General features: G+C 62.8%; 16 protein-coding genes. 11 read left to right on the forward strand and 5 right to left on the reverse strand.

From position 1 onward, the window contains the following. Genes OKW40_RS32725 through OKW40_RS32735 form a run of 3 tightly spaced genes read left to right on the forward strand, consistent with a single transcriptional unit; the run spans position 1 to position 2,567 of the window. Positions 1-1,143, forward strand: coding sequence for an acyl-CoA dehydrogenase family protein (locus tag OKW40_RS32725; RefSeq protein WP_429493343.1), 1,143 nt, complete (start codon positions 1-3; stop codon positions 1,141-1,143). A gap of 15 nt (positions 1,144-1,158) precedes the next feature. Continuing rightward, positions 1,159-1,992, forward strand: coding sequence for an SDR family oxidoreductase (locus OKW40_RS32730; protein ID WP_429493344.1), 834 nt, complete (start codon positions 1,159-1,161; stop codon positions 1,990-1,992). After that, the gene (locus tag OKW40_RS32735) at positions 1,989-2,567 is read left to right on the forward strand and encodes a nuclear transport factor 2 family protein (protein WP_429493345.1); all 579 of its coding nucleotides are present in this window, start codon (positions 1,989-1,991) and stop codon (positions 2,565-2,567) included. Before OKW40_RS32730 ends, OKW40_RS32735 begins: the two co-directional genes overlap by 4 nt. A gap of 138 nt (positions 2,568-2,705) precedes the next feature. Here the strand turns inward: OKW40_RS32735 and OKW40_RS32740 are convergent, their stop codons facing one another. From OKW40_RS32740 to OKW40_RS32750, 3 genes are all read right to left on the reverse strand, one after another. Further along, positions 2,706-3,026, reverse strand: a complete 321-nt coding sequence (locus OKW40_RS32740; RefSeq protein ID WP_184050275.1) for a 2Fe-2S iron-sulfur cluster-binding protein — start codon at positions 3,024-3,026, stop codon at positions 2,706-2,708. A 31-nt stretch (positions 3,027-3,057) separates the two neighbouring features. Next, a complete protein-coding gene (locus tag OKW40_RS32745) occupies positions 3,058-4,311 on the reverse strand; it encodes an NAD(P)/FAD-dependent oxidoreductase (RefSeq protein ID WP_429493346.1) in 1,254 nt (417 codons plus the stop codon). 100 nt (positions 4,312-4,411) lie between these two features. Beyond that, complete coding sequence (locus tag OKW40_RS32750) at positions 4,412-5,236, reverse strand: TetR/AcrR family transcriptional regulator (RefSeq protein WP_260334926.1); 825 nt, start codon at positions 5,234-5,236, stop codon at positions 4,412-4,414. A gap of 70 nt (positions 5,237-5,306) precedes the next feature. On the opposite strand from OKW40_RS32750, the gene OKW40_RS32755 reads away from it, so the two are divergent. From OKW40_RS32755 to OKW40_RS32780, 6 genes are all read left to right on the forward strand, one after another. Further along, positions 5,307-6,551, forward strand: a complete 1,245-nt coding sequence (locus tag OKW40_RS32755; RefSeq protein ID WP_429493978.1) for a cytochrome P450 — start codon at positions 5,307-5,309, stop codon at positions 6,549-6,551. A gap of 68 nt (positions 6,552-6,619) precedes the next feature. Beyond that, the gene (locus OKW40_RS32760; RefSeq protein ID WP_429493347.1) at positions 6,620-8,221 is read left to right on the forward strand and encodes a GMC family oxidoreductase; all 1,602 of its coding nucleotides are present in this window, start codon (positions 6,620-6,622) and stop codon (positions 8,219-8,221) included. Beyond that, positions 8,218-8,988, forward strand: a complete 771-nt coding sequence (locus OKW40_RS32765; protein ID WP_429493348.1) for an enoyl-CoA hydratase/isomerase family protein — start codon at positions 8,218-8,220, stop codon at positions 8,986-8,988. The genes OKW40_RS32760 and OKW40_RS32765 overlap by 4 nt, the downstream gene beginning before the upstream one ends. A gap of 37 nt (positions 8,989-9,025) precedes the next feature. Further along, positions 9,026-10,192: a serine hydrolase domain-containing protein gene (locus OKW40_RS32770; RefSeq protein WP_429493349.1), complete on the forward strand. Its 1,167-nt coding sequence runs from the start codon at positions 9,026-9,028 to the stop codon at positions 10,190-10,192. Positions 10,193-10,200: 8 nt separating this feature from the next. Continuing rightward, on the forward strand, positions 10,201-11,058 hold the full coding sequence (locus tag OKW40_RS32775; RefSeq protein ID WP_429493979.1) for an FAS1-like dehydratase domain-containing protein: 858 nt from the start codon (positions 10,201-10,203) through the stop codon (positions 11,056-11,058). A gap of 62 nt (positions 11,059-11,120) precedes the next feature. After that, on the forward strand, positions 11,121-11,942 hold the full coding sequence (locus tag OKW40_RS32780) for an HpcH/HpaI aldolase/citrate lyase family protein (RefSeq protein WP_429493350.1): 822 nt from the start codon (positions 11,121-11,123) through the stop codon (positions 11,940-11,942). A 74-nt stretch (positions 11,943-12,016) separates the two neighbouring features. On the opposite strand, the gene OKW40_RS32785 is transcribed toward OKW40_RS32780, so the two are convergent. Then, entirely contained in the window at positions 12,017-12,922 is a 906-nt protein-coding gene (locus OKW40_RS32785) for an SDR family NAD(P)-dependent oxidoreductase (protein ID WP_184050285.1), read from the reverse strand. A gap of 152 nt (positions 12,923-13,074) precedes the next feature. Between OKW40_RS32785 and OKW40_RS32790 the strand changes: the two genes are divergently transcribed. Next, complete coding sequence (locus OKW40_RS32790; protein ID WP_429493351.1) at positions 13,075-14,277, forward strand: cytochrome P450; 1,203 nt, start codon at positions 13,075-13,077, stop codon at positions 14,275-14,277. 33 nt (positions 14,278-14,310) lie between these two features. Continuing rightward, complete coding sequence (locus OKW40_RS32795) at positions 14,311-14,481, forward strand: rubredoxin (protein WP_090808851.1); 171 nt, start codon at positions 14,311-14,313, stop codon at positions 14,479-14,481. A gap of 47 nt (positions 14,482-14,528) precedes the next feature. Here OKW40_RS32795 and OKW40_RS32800 read toward each other — a convergent pair whose 3' ends face one another. Further along, the gene (locus OKW40_RS32800) at positions 14,529-15,725 is read right to left on the reverse strand and encodes an acetyl-CoA C-acetyltransferase (protein ID WP_429493352.1); all 1,197 of its coding nucleotides are present in this window, start codon (positions 15,723-15,725) and stop codon (positions 14,529-14,531) included. Between the last annotated feature and the right edge of the window lie 38 nt (positions 15,726-15,763).

Raw genomic sequence — 15,763 nt, forward strand, 5'->3', positions numbered from 1 at the left:
ATGGACTTCAACTTCTCCGAAGAACAATCGATGCTGAAGGACGGCGCAGAGCGCTACGTTCAGCAGGAGTATGGATTCGAGGCGCGCACGCGCATCGCATCGGGGCAAGAGGGTTTCAGCCGCGAACATTGGCGCGCCTATGCCGAACTTGGCTGGCTCGGGCTGACGATGCCGGAAGACGTCGGCGGTCTCGGGTGCTCGTTCGTCGAAACGGCGATCGTGATGGAGGCGCTCGGCCGCGGTATGGCGCTCGAGCCGGTCGTGCAGACAGCGCTGCTTTGCGCCACGATCGTCGAACGAGGCGATGCGCCGCGCCGGCGTGAGACGCTGCTGCCCGCCGTCATCGACGGCACGCTGCTGCTGTCGCTCGCGGACAGCGAAGCGGGAAGCCGGTACAAGCTGGGATGCCACGCGCAAACGCACGCGCTCAAGAGCGCCTCGGGTTACCTGATCAGCGGCGCGAAGACGCTGGTGATCGCCGGCGCGTCGGCGGACCAGCTGCTCGTGACCGCGCGAGTCGAAGGCGCGTCGCAAGGCGTGGGCGTTTTTCTTGTCGATCGCCGGGCCGCGGGCGTAACGTGCTGGTCGTACCGCTTGCTCGATGGATCGCGTGCCGCGGATATCGACCTGCACAACGTCGAGCTCAGTGAAGATGCATTGATCGTCGGACCTGAACGCTCGCTGCAGGTGCTCACGCAGGCAACGGAACTCGCCAGTCTCGCGAGCGTGGCCGAGAGCCTTGGCATGATGGAAGCCGTGATGGCGATCACCTCGGAGTACATCAAGGGACGCTCGCAGTTCGGCCAGCCGATCGGCAAGTTCCAGGCGTTGCAGCATCGCATGGCTGAGATGTTCGTCGCCACGCAGGAGGCGCGTTCGATGCTGTACTGCGGGATCGCGCACCTGAACGGCCCGGCGGCCGAACGCAGCCGCGTCATCTCGGCGGCCAAAGCCGTTGCCGCGCGCGCCAATCGCTTCGTTTGCGCGCAGGGCATTCAGTTGCACGGTGGCATGGGGCTCACCGAGGAATATCCGGTAGGGCACTACTTCCGCAAGATGACGATGATGGAGAAGATGTTCGGCGATATCGACTTTCATCTCGACCGCGTTGCAGCACGCGGCCGGACACCGATAACGGCCTGAGACAGGGAGCAGATCATGCAACGCGTGAAGCAAAAGATTGCCATCGTGACCGGGGCCGCATCCGGTATCGGCGCTGCCTGTGCCGCCATGCTCGCGCAGGAGGGCGCCTTGCTCGTCGTGGCGGACCTGAATCTCGAAGGCGCGCAGGAACAGGTTCGTCGTATTAACGAAGCGGGGGGCCACGCGGTCCCGGCGCAGGTCGATATCGGCGACGAAAGTTCGATCGATGCATTGTTCGATCTGACGCTCAAGACTTGGGGCGGGCTCGATATCCTGCATAACAACGCCGCGGCCACATCGCTTTCCAGTACGGTCGATGCGGCAGTCGAGGCACTCGACGTCGGAGTCTGGGACGACACGATGCGCATCAATCTTCGCGGCACCATGCTGGCCTCGCGGTGCGCGCTGCCGCTGATGCGCGCACGAGGCGGCGGTTCGATTATCAATACCTCTTCCGGTGCCGCTCAGGCGGGCGCGCTGGGGTACAGCGCGTACGGTGTCTGCAAGGCCGGTATCGAGGCGCTGACGCGCTACGTCGCCGCGCAGCACGGCAAGGAGGGGATACGCTGCAACGCGATCGCTCCGGGCCTGATCGTCACGCCGGTGACCCAGGCGTACTACGCGGGGGAGACCGGAGAGATGATGCTGAGCCACCATCTCACGCCTCGCCTCGGGCAGCCCGAAGACATTGCACACGCGGTGGTGTATCTCGCTTCGGATGAGGCGGCGTTCGTCACGGGCCAGGTGTTCAACGTCGATGGCGGACTTCTTTCACACCAGCCTTACTATGCCGACGAAATCCGCGCGCGCCCGGCCGCCATGGCCAACGCTACGAAGGGGAAGGCATGACGACGGATTCAGCGCTGCTCGCGCGTATCGACCGCATCGAGGCTCAGCTCGCCATCCAGCAGTTGCCCGTCCGATACGCGCTCGCGGTCGATTCGCGCGATCTGGACAGCCTGGTGCAACTGTTCGCCGAAGACGTCGATTGCGGCCGATGGGGCGTCGGGCGCGCGGCATTGAAGACGTTCTACGGGTCCGAGCATATTCTGCGTGGCTTTTATCGCAGCATTCACCAGATCTGCGGCCACGTCGTCGATTTCATCGATGCCGACCATGCGACGGGAAGCGTCTATTGTCGCGCGGAGCACGAGGACAACGGAGCGTGGGTGGTGATGGCGATCTGCTACTTCGATCACTATGTGCGGCGCGACGGGCAGTGGTGCTTCGAGCGTCGCGACGAACAGCATTGGTATTCGACGGACTGGCTCGCTCGCCCCGGTGCGCCGCGCTTGCAGAACTGGCCCGGCAAGTATGAAGGCGATCGGTATCAGCCGCGTCTTCCGCAAGGATTTCCGACGTGGGCGGCGTTCTGGAGCAACAGCGAACAACACGCGATCGACGCGTTGACGAAAGCGCCGTAAGCGCGGTCTCGTCTTCGGCTCCTGGCCCCGCCACGTAGCCATTCGTGGGACGGGCGAGGAATGCAAGGAGTGAGGTCCGCGCAAACTTTCGCATCGTGGTGATCAGCGTCGTGCGGCAGGCCTCTGTGCCCATTGCGCTTACGCCGTCAGATCGGGCAGACGCACCACCAGCCCGTCCAGTTCCGGCGTCATGAAGATCTGGCATGTCAGACGGCTGTTTTCGCGCACGTCCATCGCGCAGGTCAGCATGTCGACTTCATAGGATTCCGCCGCTGGCATATGGCTGCTCCAGGCGTCGTCGACATACGCGTGACAGGTTGCGCAGCTGCAGCTGCCGCCGCAATCGCCGAGAATGCCTGGGATCTGATTGTTCACCGCTGTTTGCATGACTGAATCGCCAACGTTGGCGCTTACGGCGGCCTCGCTACCGTCCGGCTGGATGAATCGAATGAGCGGCATGGCTTGTGAACCTCATGAAAAATGAATTGGACTAGGGAAGCAGGCTTTTCAACGGGATCGATTCGTTGGCGAGATCGGCGGCGCGGACCGGAATTTTCTCGGCAACGAAACGCTTGGCCAGCACGAATTCGGGTACACGGCTGACCGTATCGGCTGCGAGCATGACGCCGTCCTTGAGATAAAACGCCGAGAAAGAGCGGGCTTTGGGATCGCCGCGCAGGACGAACTCGTCGTAGCCGAGGGACAAGCCGACCATCTTGAGCTTCAGATCGTATTGGTCGGACCAGAACCACGGCACGCTGTTGTAGACACGCTCCTTGCCGCACAACGACGCAGCGGCGGTGCGGGCCTGCTCCAGCGCGTTAGGGACCGACTCGAGACGCAGGCGGCGTCCAAGGGAAGGGTTGGGGTGGTTGGTGCAATCCCCGACCGCAAAAATGTCCGGGTCGGACGTGCGCGTGTGTTCGTCGACCATGATGCCGTTGTCGACAGCAAGGCCGGCCGCTTGCGCGAGTTCGGTGGCGGGCTCCAGTCCCACGCCGACGATGACGAGATCCGCGGCGACGCGCGTGCCGTCCGCGCAGCACACGGCGGCAACGGCGTCGCCGGATGCGTCGAGTTCGAACCCACTCACGATCGCGTTGGTACGGATGTCGACTCCGGCTTCGCGGTGAACTTCCTCGTAGAACCTGGAAAGCTCGGGAGCCGTGACGCGCGCGAGGACGCGCGGCAACGCCTCGAGCACGGTGACGCGCAAGCCACGCTTCACGGCTACCGCGGCCACTTCCAGCCCGATATATCCACCGCCGATGATCACGAGGCGCGAGCCGGCATGAAACTGGTTTCGAATGCGCGCGACGTGATCGAGCGTGCGAAGGTAGTGAAAATTCTGCAGCTTCTCGGTCGCTTCGATACCCGGCAACGCGAGGCGCCGCGCGCGGCCGCCGGTGGCCAGAACCAGTTTCGTATAGCTGATTTCGCTGCCGTTGGACAGCGTGACCCGTTTCGCGTCACGGTCGATGTGCTGCGCGCGCGTGTTCGGGATGAACTCGACACGCGCTTTGTCGTATGTCGACAGCGGTTTCAGGTACAACTGCTCGGCGGTCGATTCGCCCGACAGGAATGCCTTGGAGAGCGGCGGCCGTTGGTAGGGCAAATGCGGTTCCTCTCCCACCATCACGATGCGTCCCGTCCATCCCTGTTCTCGGATCGCGGTCGCGCATTCTCCTGCTGCATGACCCGCCCCGACGATCAGCGCGATGTTCTCTGCGTCTCCAGCTGTCATGAGGCTAACTCCATCTCGCACGGCCGCAGGCTCGCTGCGGCCACAGTAAGTCTGAATAATGTTCTAAATTGTGAACGACGTTCGCTGCGACTGTCAATGCTCATGAACCCCGTTGGGCCGAGGCGGAGCTGACCATCGCCTCGATGCCGCCAACCGCGAAACGAATCAGATAGGTGCGCATGCGCTCGATATGTGCTGTCGTGAGTGCCTTGGCTCCGGAGCGCGCTTCCTGCGCGTAAAGCTCGTTGAGCACGAGATGAAACACGGACTCGACGAAATGCTGCACCAGTTCGACGGTCTCCCGCGTGACGCGGGGAAGTGCCTTGGCGAAGGCGTCACGGTAGCGCGCGGCCGCAGGCGCGTATTGGTCATAAAACGGCGCCGTGAGATCGGGGCGCTCCAGAAGACAGCCAATCTGGGTTAGCAGGCGCAAGTAATTTCGCCACCCCGGATCGCCGCTCTTCAGATGCGCGAAGGCCGGTGCGGAAAGTGCGGTCACGATTGCTTCGACGCCGGGGCGCTTGTCTTGCAGGGGTGCCAGTTCGGCCTCGAGCGATTCGATGACCTGCCGGCTGATCACCGCGGCGCGACGGCCGATAGCTTGCTGAAACAGCGCGTCTTTGCTGCCGAAGTGGTACCGCGCGAGGCTCAGCTCCATGCCACAGCTCTGCATGATGTCGCGAATCGACGTGCCGAAGTAGCCGTGCATCGCGAACAGCCGCTCGGCCGTATCGAGAATGCGCTCTGGCGTCGTGCTGCGCGCCGTGGCACGCGGCTCATTGTCGGCAGTTGCCCGTCTGCTGGCGGCGTGCGTGGTGCTGGACGGCATGGTTTCCCTTTGATGGCGGGCGCGAGCCAGAAAGCGCGCAACATCCCCTTCCGTGAATGATAAATCGATCTTGCACACTTGTGCAAAATAGAACATAGTTCAACTATTGGTACCTCGCGCAAAAGCAGAGGTGCCTGCAAACAAACGATTGATGGAGACGGGAACCATGGCCGGCGCGCTGCGACTTGAGGACTTCGACGATCCTGAGTTCAACCCCTTTTTCGAGGATTCACTCGCTTACGGTGCCGATGCGGACCCTTATCCACGCATTGCGGAACTGCGGGAAAAGGCTGCGGTTCAGCAGGGTGACTACCGTGTGCTGATGGGCGGCGCGGCGGATCTGACCATGTCCGATGTCGCGCACTATTCCGTATTCGGATACGACGAAGTCTCGAAGGTGCTTGGCGACCCGGCAACGTTTTCAAACAAGTCTTACGAGCGCAATCTCGGCATCAGCTTCGGGCGCAGTATCTCGACGATGGATGCGCCCGAGCACTCGCGCTACCGCCGCATCTTCCAGAAGGCCTTTTTGCCGCACACCGTCGCGGCATGGGGCGATACGCTGGTCGACCCAGTGGTGAGCGAGCTGATGTCGAAGTTCATGGATCGCGGACAGGCGGATCTCGTCAACGAGTTCACGCTTCACTACCCGTTCAACATCATCTATCGGCAACTGGCATTGCCGCCGGAAGACGTAAAGATCTTTCACAAGCTCGCCATCGCACAGACGCTGGTTTCGATCGATGTCGAGCATGGCGTGGAGGCATCGACGAAGCTGGGCACCTATTTCGCGCGGCTTGTCGACGAGCGCCGCAGTCATCCCGGCGACGATCTGGTGAGCTCGCTGGCCACCGCGGAGGTGGACGGCGAGCGGCTACCGGACGAGGTTGTCATTTCGTTTCTTCGCCAGTTGGTGAATGCGGGCGGCGACACGACCTATCGCGCGACCAGCGTACTGTTGCTTGCGTTGCTGCGCGATCCGGTACAGCTCGAAGCGGTGCGCCAGGATCGCACGCTGGTCGCGGCGGCGATCGAAGAGGCTCTGCGCTGGGACGGCCCCGTGCTGATGCAGTCGCGTATGGCGACGCGTGATGTCACGCTCGGCGGTGTCGAGATTCCTGCCGGCGCATTTCTCGACGTGGTGGCGGGCAGCGCCAATCGCGACCCCAGCCGTTTCGCCGATCCGGACAGGTTCGACATCTATCGCAAGGCGGCTCACCGGCACTTTGCATTCGCCTATGGCCCGCACGTGTGCATCGGCCAGCACCTGGCGCGCGTGGAAATGACGCGCGCGCTCAACGCGATTCTCGATCGCCTGCCCAATCTTCGGCTCGATCCGGCCGGGCCAGCTCCACCGATCAACGGGATCATGATGCGCGTTCCGCATTCGATTCCCGTCATCTTTGGCTAACAGGAACCACGCCGGCCTCGCGTGCTATGGGGCTGGCCGACAAGGCACGGACGGTGGAGAACGCATAGATGACCGAGTTTGACTTTATCGTGATTGGCGCGGGTGCGGCGGGTTGCGTGCTAGCCAATCGTCTTTCGGAGAGCGGGCACCATACCGTGCTACTCATCGAGGCAGGTCCGGAAGATCGCAATCCGTTGATCCGGATGCCAAAGGGCTTTGGCAAGCTGCTGGGCGACCCAGCTCATGCCTGGTTCATTCCGGTGCAGCCCGATCACGGCAACGGGCATCGCAACGAAATCTGGCTTCGCGGCAAGATGCTCGGCGGTTCCAGCAGCATCAACGGCATGGTGTATATGCGAGGTCATCCCGAGGACTACGACGGATGGGCCGAACTGGGTGTCGAGGGCTGGAACTGGCAGAACCTGGCGCCTTGCTTCCGGCGCATCGAAGATCACGCGCTCGGCGCCGATGAGCTGCGTGGAGAGGGCGGCCCGCTGAAACTGTCACCGTACGCGCAGCGCAATCGAATCGGCGAGGCCGTACTCGAAGCGTGCCGGTCGCTCGGCGTGCGGCGCGTGGAAGATATCAACAGGCTCGATCATGAGGGCGTGGCCTATCTGATCTATACGATACGCAACGGTCGTCGGCAAAGCTCGGCCGAAGCCTTTCTGAAGCCTGCGAGGGCGCGCAAGAACCTCGCAGTCGCTACCGGCACGCAAGCCGCGCGAATCGTGTTTGACGGCACGCGCGCCGTCGGCGTGCAGTGCGAAAGCGCGGGGCAGCAGATCGCTTACCGTGCGCGTCGCGAGGTGGTGGTCTCGGCGGGCGCGATCGAGTCGCCGCGGCTTTTGCAGTTGTCGGGCGTTGGCGATCCCGGCCATCTGCAGTCGCTTGGCATTCCTGTCGTGGCAGCGAGTCCGGGGGTCGGACGGAACCTGCGCGAGCACTATCTATATATGCTGCAGGCCCGCCTGCGGCACTGGCGTGATTCGCAGAACCGACAGTTCAGCGGCATGCGCTTATGGCGCAACGCGATGCAGTATCTGCTGTTCCGCCGTGGCGTGATGTCGCTCGGCTCGTACCAGGTGGGCGGCTTCGTCAAGACCGCGGCTGATGCGATGCGTCCCGACGTTCAACTGATGATGGCGCCGTACTCGATGGATTTCGGCGCGGCCGGTTACGCGTTCGAGTCGTTCCCAGGCATGCAGCTCTTCAGCTACCCGCTGCGCCCGCGCAGCGAAGGGCACGTCAGGATCCAGTCCGCGGACCCCCGCGTGCCGTCCGAAGTCGTCGCGAACTACCTTGCCGATCCGTACGACCGGCAGATGGCCGTCAACGCATTCCGCTTGATGCGCAGCGTGCTGGCCGCCGAGCCGCTTGCCAGCCTGCTGGCAGGGGAGACACGCCCAGGCCCCGCCGTCCAGACCGATGACGAGATTCTCGACCTCTACCGGCGTGAAGGCCAATCCGGCTATCACGCTTGCGGTACCTGCAAAATGGGATCGGACACGCTTGCCGTGCTCGATTCGCGGCTGCGCGTGCGCGGTGTCGAACGCCTGCGCGTGATGGATCTCTCCGTAACACCCACGATGATCTCCGGCAACACGAATGGCCCCATGATGGCGATGGCATGGCGCGCCGCCGGCCTGATCCTGGAGGACGCGCGATGAGCCGCCTTGAAGACTACATCGGGCGCTTTACGAACATCGATTTCGAGCGACGCGACGGTATTTTGCAAGTGCGCCTGCATACCGATGGCGGCCCGCTCGAGTGGGGCGCGCTCGATCGCAGCATTCACAGCCAGCTAGGCGAGGCGTTCTACCAGATCGCACGCGACCTCGACAATCGCGTAGTCATCCTGACCGGCACCGGCGATTCGTTCTGCGACGCGATGAATGACGCCGAGTTGCCGACGGAGCCGCTTGTGCAAGTCTGGCCGCGCCTGCAGCGCGAGGGGCAGGACCTGCTGATGCAACTGCTGGACATTCCGGTTCCGGTGATCGGCGCGATCAACGGGCCGGCACTCATTCATGCCGAGTTGCTCGTGCTGTCGGATATCGTGCTGGCCTCCAGTCGCGCCGAAATCTCGGACCAGGCGCACTTCGTTCACGGCGTCGTGCCGGCGGACGGCGTGCAGATCGTCTGGCCGATGCTGATTGGCCACAACCGCGCCCGCTACTTTCTTCTCAGCGGCGAGCGCATCACGGCGCAGCGCGCGTGGGAGCTTGGCGTCGTCGGCGAAGTCGTCGCGCACGACACCTTGCTCGAACGTGCGTGGCAAATGGCGCACGAACTCGCGGCGAAGCCGATCGAAACGCTGCGATACACGCGCGCGGTCTTCACGCAGCCGTTCAAGCGCCGCATGGTCGACGAACTGGGCTACGGGCTCGCGCTCGAAGGGCTCGCCGGTATTGCCGCGCAGTCCGGCAAGAGGTAGCCCGTCAACGCGAATGTTCACGAATGGGAGACACGATATGACCTTGGTAGTGCAAGCATCAATGGAGCGCAACGCGATCGTTCAGCAGGCGCTCGACCGCGCCACGCGGGAAGGCGGTGAGATCGGCGTGCAGGTGGCGGCCTATCTGAACGGCAAGCTCATGATCGACGCTTGGAGCGGCGTGGCCGATCCGTCCACCGGCCGTCTGGTCGACGGCGAAACGCTGTTCAATGTGTATTCGGTGACGAAGGCGGTTGCAGCAACTGCGTTGCATATCCTGGCCGACCGCGGGCTCATCGAATACGACGCGCCGGTGACGCGCTACTGGCCGGAGTACGGTGCCCACGGCAAGCAGAAAACGACGGTGCGCGATGTGCTGACTCATCGCGCGTGTGTGCCGCAAATGCCCGAAGGCGTCACACCGGAGCTGATGTGTGACTGGCAGTGGATGACCAGCGCCATTGCCAACCTTGAGCCGCTTGCGGAGCCGGGGACGAAGACGCTGTACCTCTCGATGACGTTCGGCTGGATCGTTGGCGAACTGGTGCGGCGCGCCGATCCGAAGAAGCGCTCGCTGGGCCGTTTTGTCCGGGAGGAGATTGCGATGCCACTCGGCATCGACGATCTGTGGATCGGCATTCCCGACGAAGTCGAACCGCGCATCGCACGTCTCACCGATGCGATGGTGCCGGTTCCCGCGGAATACCTGCCGCCGCTGTTCCTGCGCTCGATGCCGCAACAGGTCGCATTGGCGCCGCAAGTGTTCGAGCGCCCGGACGTGCGGCGCGCGGAAGTCGCGGGCGTTGGCGGGATCTTCAATGCACGCAGTGAGGCGCGCTTCTGGGCAATGCTGGCATGCGGCGGCGAGTTGGACGGCGTGAGGATACTCTCGAAGGAGCTCGTCGCCACGCTGAACACGCCACGCGCCAATAGCGAGGAACCCGACCCGGTGATGTTCGGCTTTCCGATTCCAATCACGATCGGTGGCTTCTGGTTCGGCGGCAACCATCCGCCGGTGACGGCGGCACGCTCGCCGCGCGCTTTGTGCCATCCGGGGCAGGGCAATTCGATCGGCTGGGCGGACCCGGATACCGGGCTCGCCGTCGCGATCTGCCATAACAAGCTGTTCAACCCGGCCACGCCGGAAGAAGATCCGCTGCTTCCGATCGCTGCGGCGATTCGCGACGCACTGGATCTGAAGTGATTGGCACGATGCGCATGGATATCGAGTATTTGCAGCAATGGACTGAGCGCACTGAGGAAGTGCGGGACCAGGTCACCTCCACGCCGATGGCGGCTCTCAGCGCCATGCTTGACCACGATGACGCGCCTTCAGCACGTGGCGATGACTTGCCGCCGTTGTGGCACTGGCTTTATTTTCTGCCGGTTCATCGGCAGTCGATGGTGGGGGCGGACGGTCATCCGAGACGCGGCGGCTTTCTGCCGCCGGTCGATTTGCCTCGCCGCATGTGGGCGGGCAGTCAACTCGAGTTTCTACGGCCGCTGAAAGCGGGTAGCGCGATCACGCGTCTTTCATGCATCGAGAGCGTTTCGCACAAGCATGGACGTACCGGCGATCTCGTGTTCGTGAAGGTCAAGCACGAGGTCAGCGACGCTGCTGGCCTTGCGATCGTCGAGCGCCAGGATATCGTGTATCGCGATCATCCGGCTGCCAGCGAAAAGCCCGCAGCATTACAGGCCGCGCCGATGGGCGCTCAATGGGCACGCGAGATCAATCCCGATCCTGTGCTGCTGTTTCGCTACTCAGCGCTTACGTTGAATGGTCATCGCATTCACTACGATCGGCCTTACGCGATCGGCGCAGAGGGATACGAGGGACTCGTCGTGCATGGCCCGCTGCTCGCCACGCTACTGATGGACTCGCTCGGACCGGAGTTGCCGGGCGCGCGCGTCGGAGCGTTTTCGTTCCGCGCGATCAAACCGGTGGTGGACACTTCGCCTTTCTATGTTTGCGGAAAGCAACACGAATCGGACCAAAGCAAGGTGAGCTTGTGGATCGCCGGCAGCGACGGATCGTTGCGCATGGAAGCCACGGCTATTCTGGTCTGATCGTCGAGCCGGTCTGCTGGCGGGGTCGCCATAGCCGGACCGGACGCTGAATGGGAGACTTTATGCGTTCGTTTCTTTTTGTGCCGGGCAGCAAGCCCGAACGATTCGCCAAGGCGCTCGCGGCAGGCGCGGATGCGGTGATCGTGGACCTCGAGGACGCTGTTGCAGATGCGGACAAAACGTCGGCGCGTGCACGTGTTGCCGGTGCGGTACGAACATTTTCGGCATCGGCGGTTCGCGTACTGTTGCGCATCAATGGAGCGGGTACGCAGTGGTTCCAGCAGGACCTTTCGCTCGCAGCGTTCGATGGTATCGATGGCGTGGTGTTGCCAAAGGCTGAGAATCCGGCTGCTTTGACCGCTGTCGCGGCGGCAACGGCGAAACCCATATTGCCGATCATCGAATCTGCCGAGGGCGTCTGGAACGCACTGGACGTGGCGCGCATGCCCGGCGTCGAGCGACTCATATTCGGCTCGGTTGACTTCGAACTCGATCTGGATTGTGACGGTTCATGGGACGCGTTGCTGCTCGCGCGTTCGCGTATTGTGCTGGCCTCCCGCGTAGCGGGCATTCAGTCTCCCGTGGATGGCGTTAGCGTGGCAATCGATGACGAACGACAACTCGCGCACGACTCGTCGAAGGCGCGATCGCTGGGCTTTGGCGGGAAGCTATGTATTCATCCGCGCCAGGTTGCAGCGGTCAATGCGGCGTTCAGCCCGAGCGCGGATGAAATTGCCAAGGCGCGGCGAATCGTCGACGCGTATGAGCGGGCAGAAGGCGGGGCGGTGTCCGTAGATGGACGGATGGTGGACTTGCCGGTATTGCTCAAGGCAAGACGCATCGTCGGCTTGTCTGAAAGCGTGCGAGGTTCAGAGGAAGGGTGAGTGGTGTGACGGGTGAGCGCCGCACCGCCCGCGCCACCACCGCATCATGTGGCGCAGGCGTGACACGGTATCGCTTACACCGGATCCCAGGGCGTGAGCGCCATGGACGGCACGTTCGGGAAGAAGCTCGATTCGAACGCCGGCATGACCTGCTCGGCAATCGCTTCGGGCGTCCAGCCGCCGTCGCGATGCAGCGAGCGGATCATGCGGATCTGGTTGAAGAAGTAGATCTCGTTGGCGCGCACGCCGAAGATCTGACCCGAAACCTTTGCGGCCTGGTCGGACGCAAGGTAGACCGCGAGCGGCGCGATCTTGCGCGATTCCATGCGCTTGAGAATTTCGACGCGTGCTTTTTGCTCAGGCGTCTCCGAGGGGATCGAGGCCGTCATCGCGGTCCATGCCCATGGTGCGATGCAGTTCGAGCGCACGTTGAATTTCGCCATGTCGAGGGCAATCGACTTCGACAGACCGACGACCCCCATTTTGGCGGCGGAGTAGTTGGCCTGTCCGATGTTGCCGATCAGACCAGAGGTGGAGGTCATGTGAACGAAGCTGCCGCCGTTTTGTGCCTTGAAATGCGGAGCCGCCGCGCGTGCCACGAAAAACGACCCGTTCAGATGCACGTCGACTACGGCCTTCCACTCGTCGAGGCTCATGTTGAAGAACATGCGGTCACGCACGATGCCGGCGTTGTTGACCACACAGTCGACGCGGCCGAACGTGTCCAGCGCGGCCTGCACGATCTTCTGCGCGGAATCCCATTCAGCGACGCTATCCGTCGAGGCAAGCGCTTGTCCGCCGGCCTCCTTGATTTCTTCGACGACGCGCTCTGCGGCGAACTGGCCGGATTCGGCGTTGCGACCCAGGTCGTTGACGATGACCTTTGCGCCGTTCGCCGCGAATTGCAACGCAAAATCGCGGCCGATGCCGGCACCCGCACCCGTTACCACTACCACCTTGTCCTTGACGAAATCGCTCACTCTTGTCTCCGTTCGATAGGCGTTGATGTAAAAAAGCTCGCTTCGGTATAATATCAAAACTGAACGGCGTTGCATAATATGAACGCTGGCACGTTGATGCAAAGTGTGACGACTCATCCATTCGAAGACGACCAAATGATAGGAGACGCGAGATGAACCCTACGAAAGACTGGACCGTGCCGGACCATGTTCCGCGAGAGCTCGTGGTCGATTTCGACTATATGAATCCGCCAGGCGTGCAAGACGATGTTCATATGGCGTGGAAGACGCTGCACACCGGGCCCGATATCGTCTGGTCCCCGTACCATGGCGGCCACTGGATCGCCACGCGCGGCGAAGACATCGAGGCGATGCAGAAGGACCACACCCATTTTTCGCATCGCAGTGTCAACATCCCGCCGCTCAACGAGACGCAGCTCGTGCCGCTCGAGCTTGATCCGCCCGAACATACCGCGTACCGCAACCTGATCACGCCCGCTTTCCTGCCGCAAGCTATCTCCTCGCTGGAAAGCGACGTGCGCAGCCTCGCAATCGAACTGATGGAAGAAATCGCTCCACGCGGCGAATGCGAGTTCGTCTCGGAGTTCGCGAAGATCCTGCCGATCGTGATTTTCCTGCGTCTTGCCGATCTTCCGCTGAGCGATCGAGGACAATTGCTCGAATGGGCGGAATGGGCCGTGCGCGGCAACTTCGAGCAGCGCAACGAATCCCAGCACCGGCTGATTGGCTATATCTCCACCTGGGTGGAGAAGCGCAAGGCAGAGGCGGGCGGCGATCTCGTCAGCCTCATCGCCAACGCGCAGATCGACGGCAAGCCGATCAGCCCCGAGCGCATGTTCGGGATGTTTATCGTCGTGCTGTTTGGCGGCCTCGATACCGTCGCGTCGATGATGGGTTTTATCGCGCGCTTTCTGGCGGAGAATCCTGCGCACCGGAGGCAGCTGATCGAGAATCCCGATCTGATGGTGTCGTCGGTCGACGAACTGATCCGGCGCTTTGGCGTGGCGAACACCGCGCGGCTCATCACGCAGGACATGGAATACAAGGGCATCCAGTTCAGGAAGGGTGACCAGATTCAATTGCCGAACTCCCTGTTTGGCCTCGACGAGCGCAAGTTCGGCGATCCGCTCGCTGTCGATCTGACGCGCAAGCCAGTGCTGCACGCCGCGTTCGGCAACGGCCCGCATCGCTGCCCGGGGTCGTTCCTTGCGCGTACGGAGATCAAGGTTTTCCTCCAGGAGTGGCTCAAACGCATTCCCGATTTTCGCATTCGCGAGGGCGACAAGCCCCGATGCGGCTCGGGCTCCGTCAACGGCATGCTCTATCTGCCGCTCGTCTGGGACGTAGCGCCCTGAAGTATCCCCACCCTCAACGACTCATCGACGATCATGAAAAAGTGGCAATGCATTTTTTGCGGTTTTTACTACGACGAAGCAGCGGGACTTCCCGCGGAGGGCATCGCGCCTGGCACTCGCTGGGAAGACATCCCGGATGACTGGGCATGCCCCGAGTGCGGTGCGACCAAGGCCGACTTCGTGATGTTCGAAGTGGAGGCCTGAGCGCGGGCGCGCGCACGGCGCAAGGCCGTGCGCTTCATCGCTCAGGATCAGGCACGCTCGAACACGGCGGCAATACCCTGGCCACCGCCGATGCACATGGTCTCGAGCGCATAACGTCCTTTCCGGCGCGTCAACTCGTGCAACAGCGTTGTCATGATGCGCACGCCCGTTGCGCCAATCGGATGGCCCAGCGATATGCCAGAGCCGTTCACGTTGAGCCGGTCGGTATCGTGCCAGTTCCAGCCTTTGAGGACTGCCAGCACCTGACACGCGAATGCTTCGTTTACTTCGACAAGATCCATCTGCTCGAGCGTAAGCCCGATGCGCGTCATCAGCTTCCGCACTGCGGGCACGGGCCCAATGCCCATGCGTGATGGCTCGCATCCGGCTGCGGCCCAGCCGGTCAGCCAGGCCATGGGTTCGAGTCCGAGCGCTTCGAGGCGGTCTTCCGCGACGACGAGGCAAGCGGCAGCGGCATCGTTTTGCTGGCTGGAGTTGCCTGCGGTGACTGTGCCGCCCGGCATCAACGCGCGAAGCTTGCCGAGGCTTTCCATGCTGGCGTCGGCGCGGAATCCTTCATCTTTGGAAAACAGAAGCGGCTGGCCTTTTTTCTGAGGAACGCTGACCGCCACGACCTCTTCGGCCATATGGCCGGACTCCCATGCGGCGGCCGCGCGCTGATGGCTGCGCAGCGCGAACTCGTCGGCGGCCTCGCGGCTGATGCCATGGTCGGTGGCCAGATTTTCCGCGGTCTCGATCATGCCGGAGATAAAGCCGAAGCGCGATTCCGGCTGTGAGCGCTCGCGGCCCCGCGCGAGCCGGTCGTGAAACTGGACGGAGCCCGACCGTGCGCCCCAGCGCATGTCCGTGCTGTAGTACTCGATATTGCTCATGCTTTCCACGCCGCCGGCCAACACCACGTCGGCGGCGCCGGTCTGCACCATCATCGCGGCGGTGACGAGCGCCTGCAGGCCGCCGCCGCAACGTCGGTCAAGCTGCATGCCCGGCACCTCCACGGGCAAGCCCGCCTGCAGCGCAATCCAGCGGCCCACGCAAGGTGTTTCGCTGTTCGCGTACGATTGCGCGAAGACGACGTCGTCGATGCGAGCGGGATCGAGTCCTGCGCGCCGGATCGTTTCATTCGCAACGAGCGCGCCGAGGTCTTCGACGCAAACGCCGCGCAGGCTACCGCCAAAGGTGCCGACGGGCGTTCGTACAGGGGAGACAATTGCCGCGCGTTTCATCGGACGTTTCCTTGCAAAGTTTGAAGTTCTGATTCGGG

The sequence above is a fragment of the Paraburkholderia sp. RAU6.4a genome (assembly GCF_050435625.1).
In the GTDB taxonomy this organism is placed as follows: Bacteria; Pseudomonadota; Gammaproteobacteria; order Burkholderiales; family Burkholderiaceae; genus Paraburkholderia; species Paraburkholderia tuberum.

What these genes read in the sequence shown, in the direction of transcription:
- OKW40_RS32725 (WP_429493343.1), top strand. Translation starts at nt 1, where the DNA reads ATGGACTTCAACTTCTCCGAAGAACAATCGATGCTGAAGGACGGCGCA.
- OKW40_RS32730 (WP_429493344.1), top strand. Translation starts at nt 1,159, where the DNA reads ATGCAACGCGTGAAGCAAAAGATTGCCATCGTGACCGGGGCCGCATCC.
- OKW40_RS32735 (WP_429493345.1), top strand. Translation starts at nt 1,989, where the DNA reads ATGACGACGGATTCAGCGCTGCTCGCGCGTATCGACCGCATCGAGGCT.
- OKW40_RS32740 (WP_184050275.1), bottom strand. Translation starts at nt 3,026, where the DNA reads ATGCCGCTCATTCGATTCATCCAGCCGGACGGTAGCGAGGCCGCCGTA.
- OKW40_RS32745 (WP_429493346.1), bottom strand. Translation starts at nt 4,311, where the DNA reads ATGACAGCTGGAGACGCAGAGAACATCGCGCTGATCGTCGGGGCGGGT.
- OKW40_RS32750 (WP_260334926.1), bottom strand. Translation starts at nt 5,236, where the DNA reads ATGTTCTATTTTGCACAAGTGTGCAAGATCGATTTATCATTCACGGAA.
- OKW40_RS32755 (WP_429493978.1), top strand. Translation starts at nt 5,307, where the DNA reads ATGGCCGGCGCGCTGCGACTTGAGGACTTCGACGATCCTGAGTTCAAC.
- OKW40_RS32760 (WP_429493347.1), top strand. Translation starts at nt 6,620, where the DNA reads ATGACCGAGTTTGACTTTATCGTGATTGGCGCGGGTGCGGCGGGTTGC.
- OKW40_RS32765 (WP_429493348.1), top strand. Translation starts at nt 8,218, where the DNA reads ATGAGCCGCCTTGAAGACTACATCGGGCGCTTTACGAACATCGATTTC.
- OKW40_RS32770 (WP_429493349.1), top strand. Translation starts at nt 9,026, where the DNA reads ATGACCTTGGTAGTGCAAGCATCAATGGAGCGCAACGCGATCGTTCAG.
- OKW40_RS32775 (WP_429493979.1), top strand. Translation starts at nt 10,201, where the DNA reads ATGCGCATGGATATCGAGTATTTGCAGCAATGGACTGAGCGCACTGAG.
- OKW40_RS32780 (WP_429493350.1), top strand. Translation starts at nt 11,121, where the DNA reads ATGCGTTCGTTTCTTTTTGTGCCGGGCAGCAAGCCCGAACGATTCGCC.
- OKW40_RS32790 (WP_429493351.1), top strand. Translation starts at nt 13,075, where the DNA reads ATGAACCCTACGAAAGACTGGACCGTGCCGGACCATGTTCCGCGAGAG.
- OKW40_RS32795 (WP_090808851.1), top strand. Translation starts at nt 14,311, where the DNA reads ATGAAAAAGTGGCAATGCATTTTTTGCGGTTTTTACTACGACGAAGCA.
- OKW40_RS32800 (WP_429493352.1), bottom strand. Translation starts at nt 15,725, where the DNA reads ATGAAACGCGCGGCAATTGTCTCCCCTGTACGAACGCCCGTCGGCACC.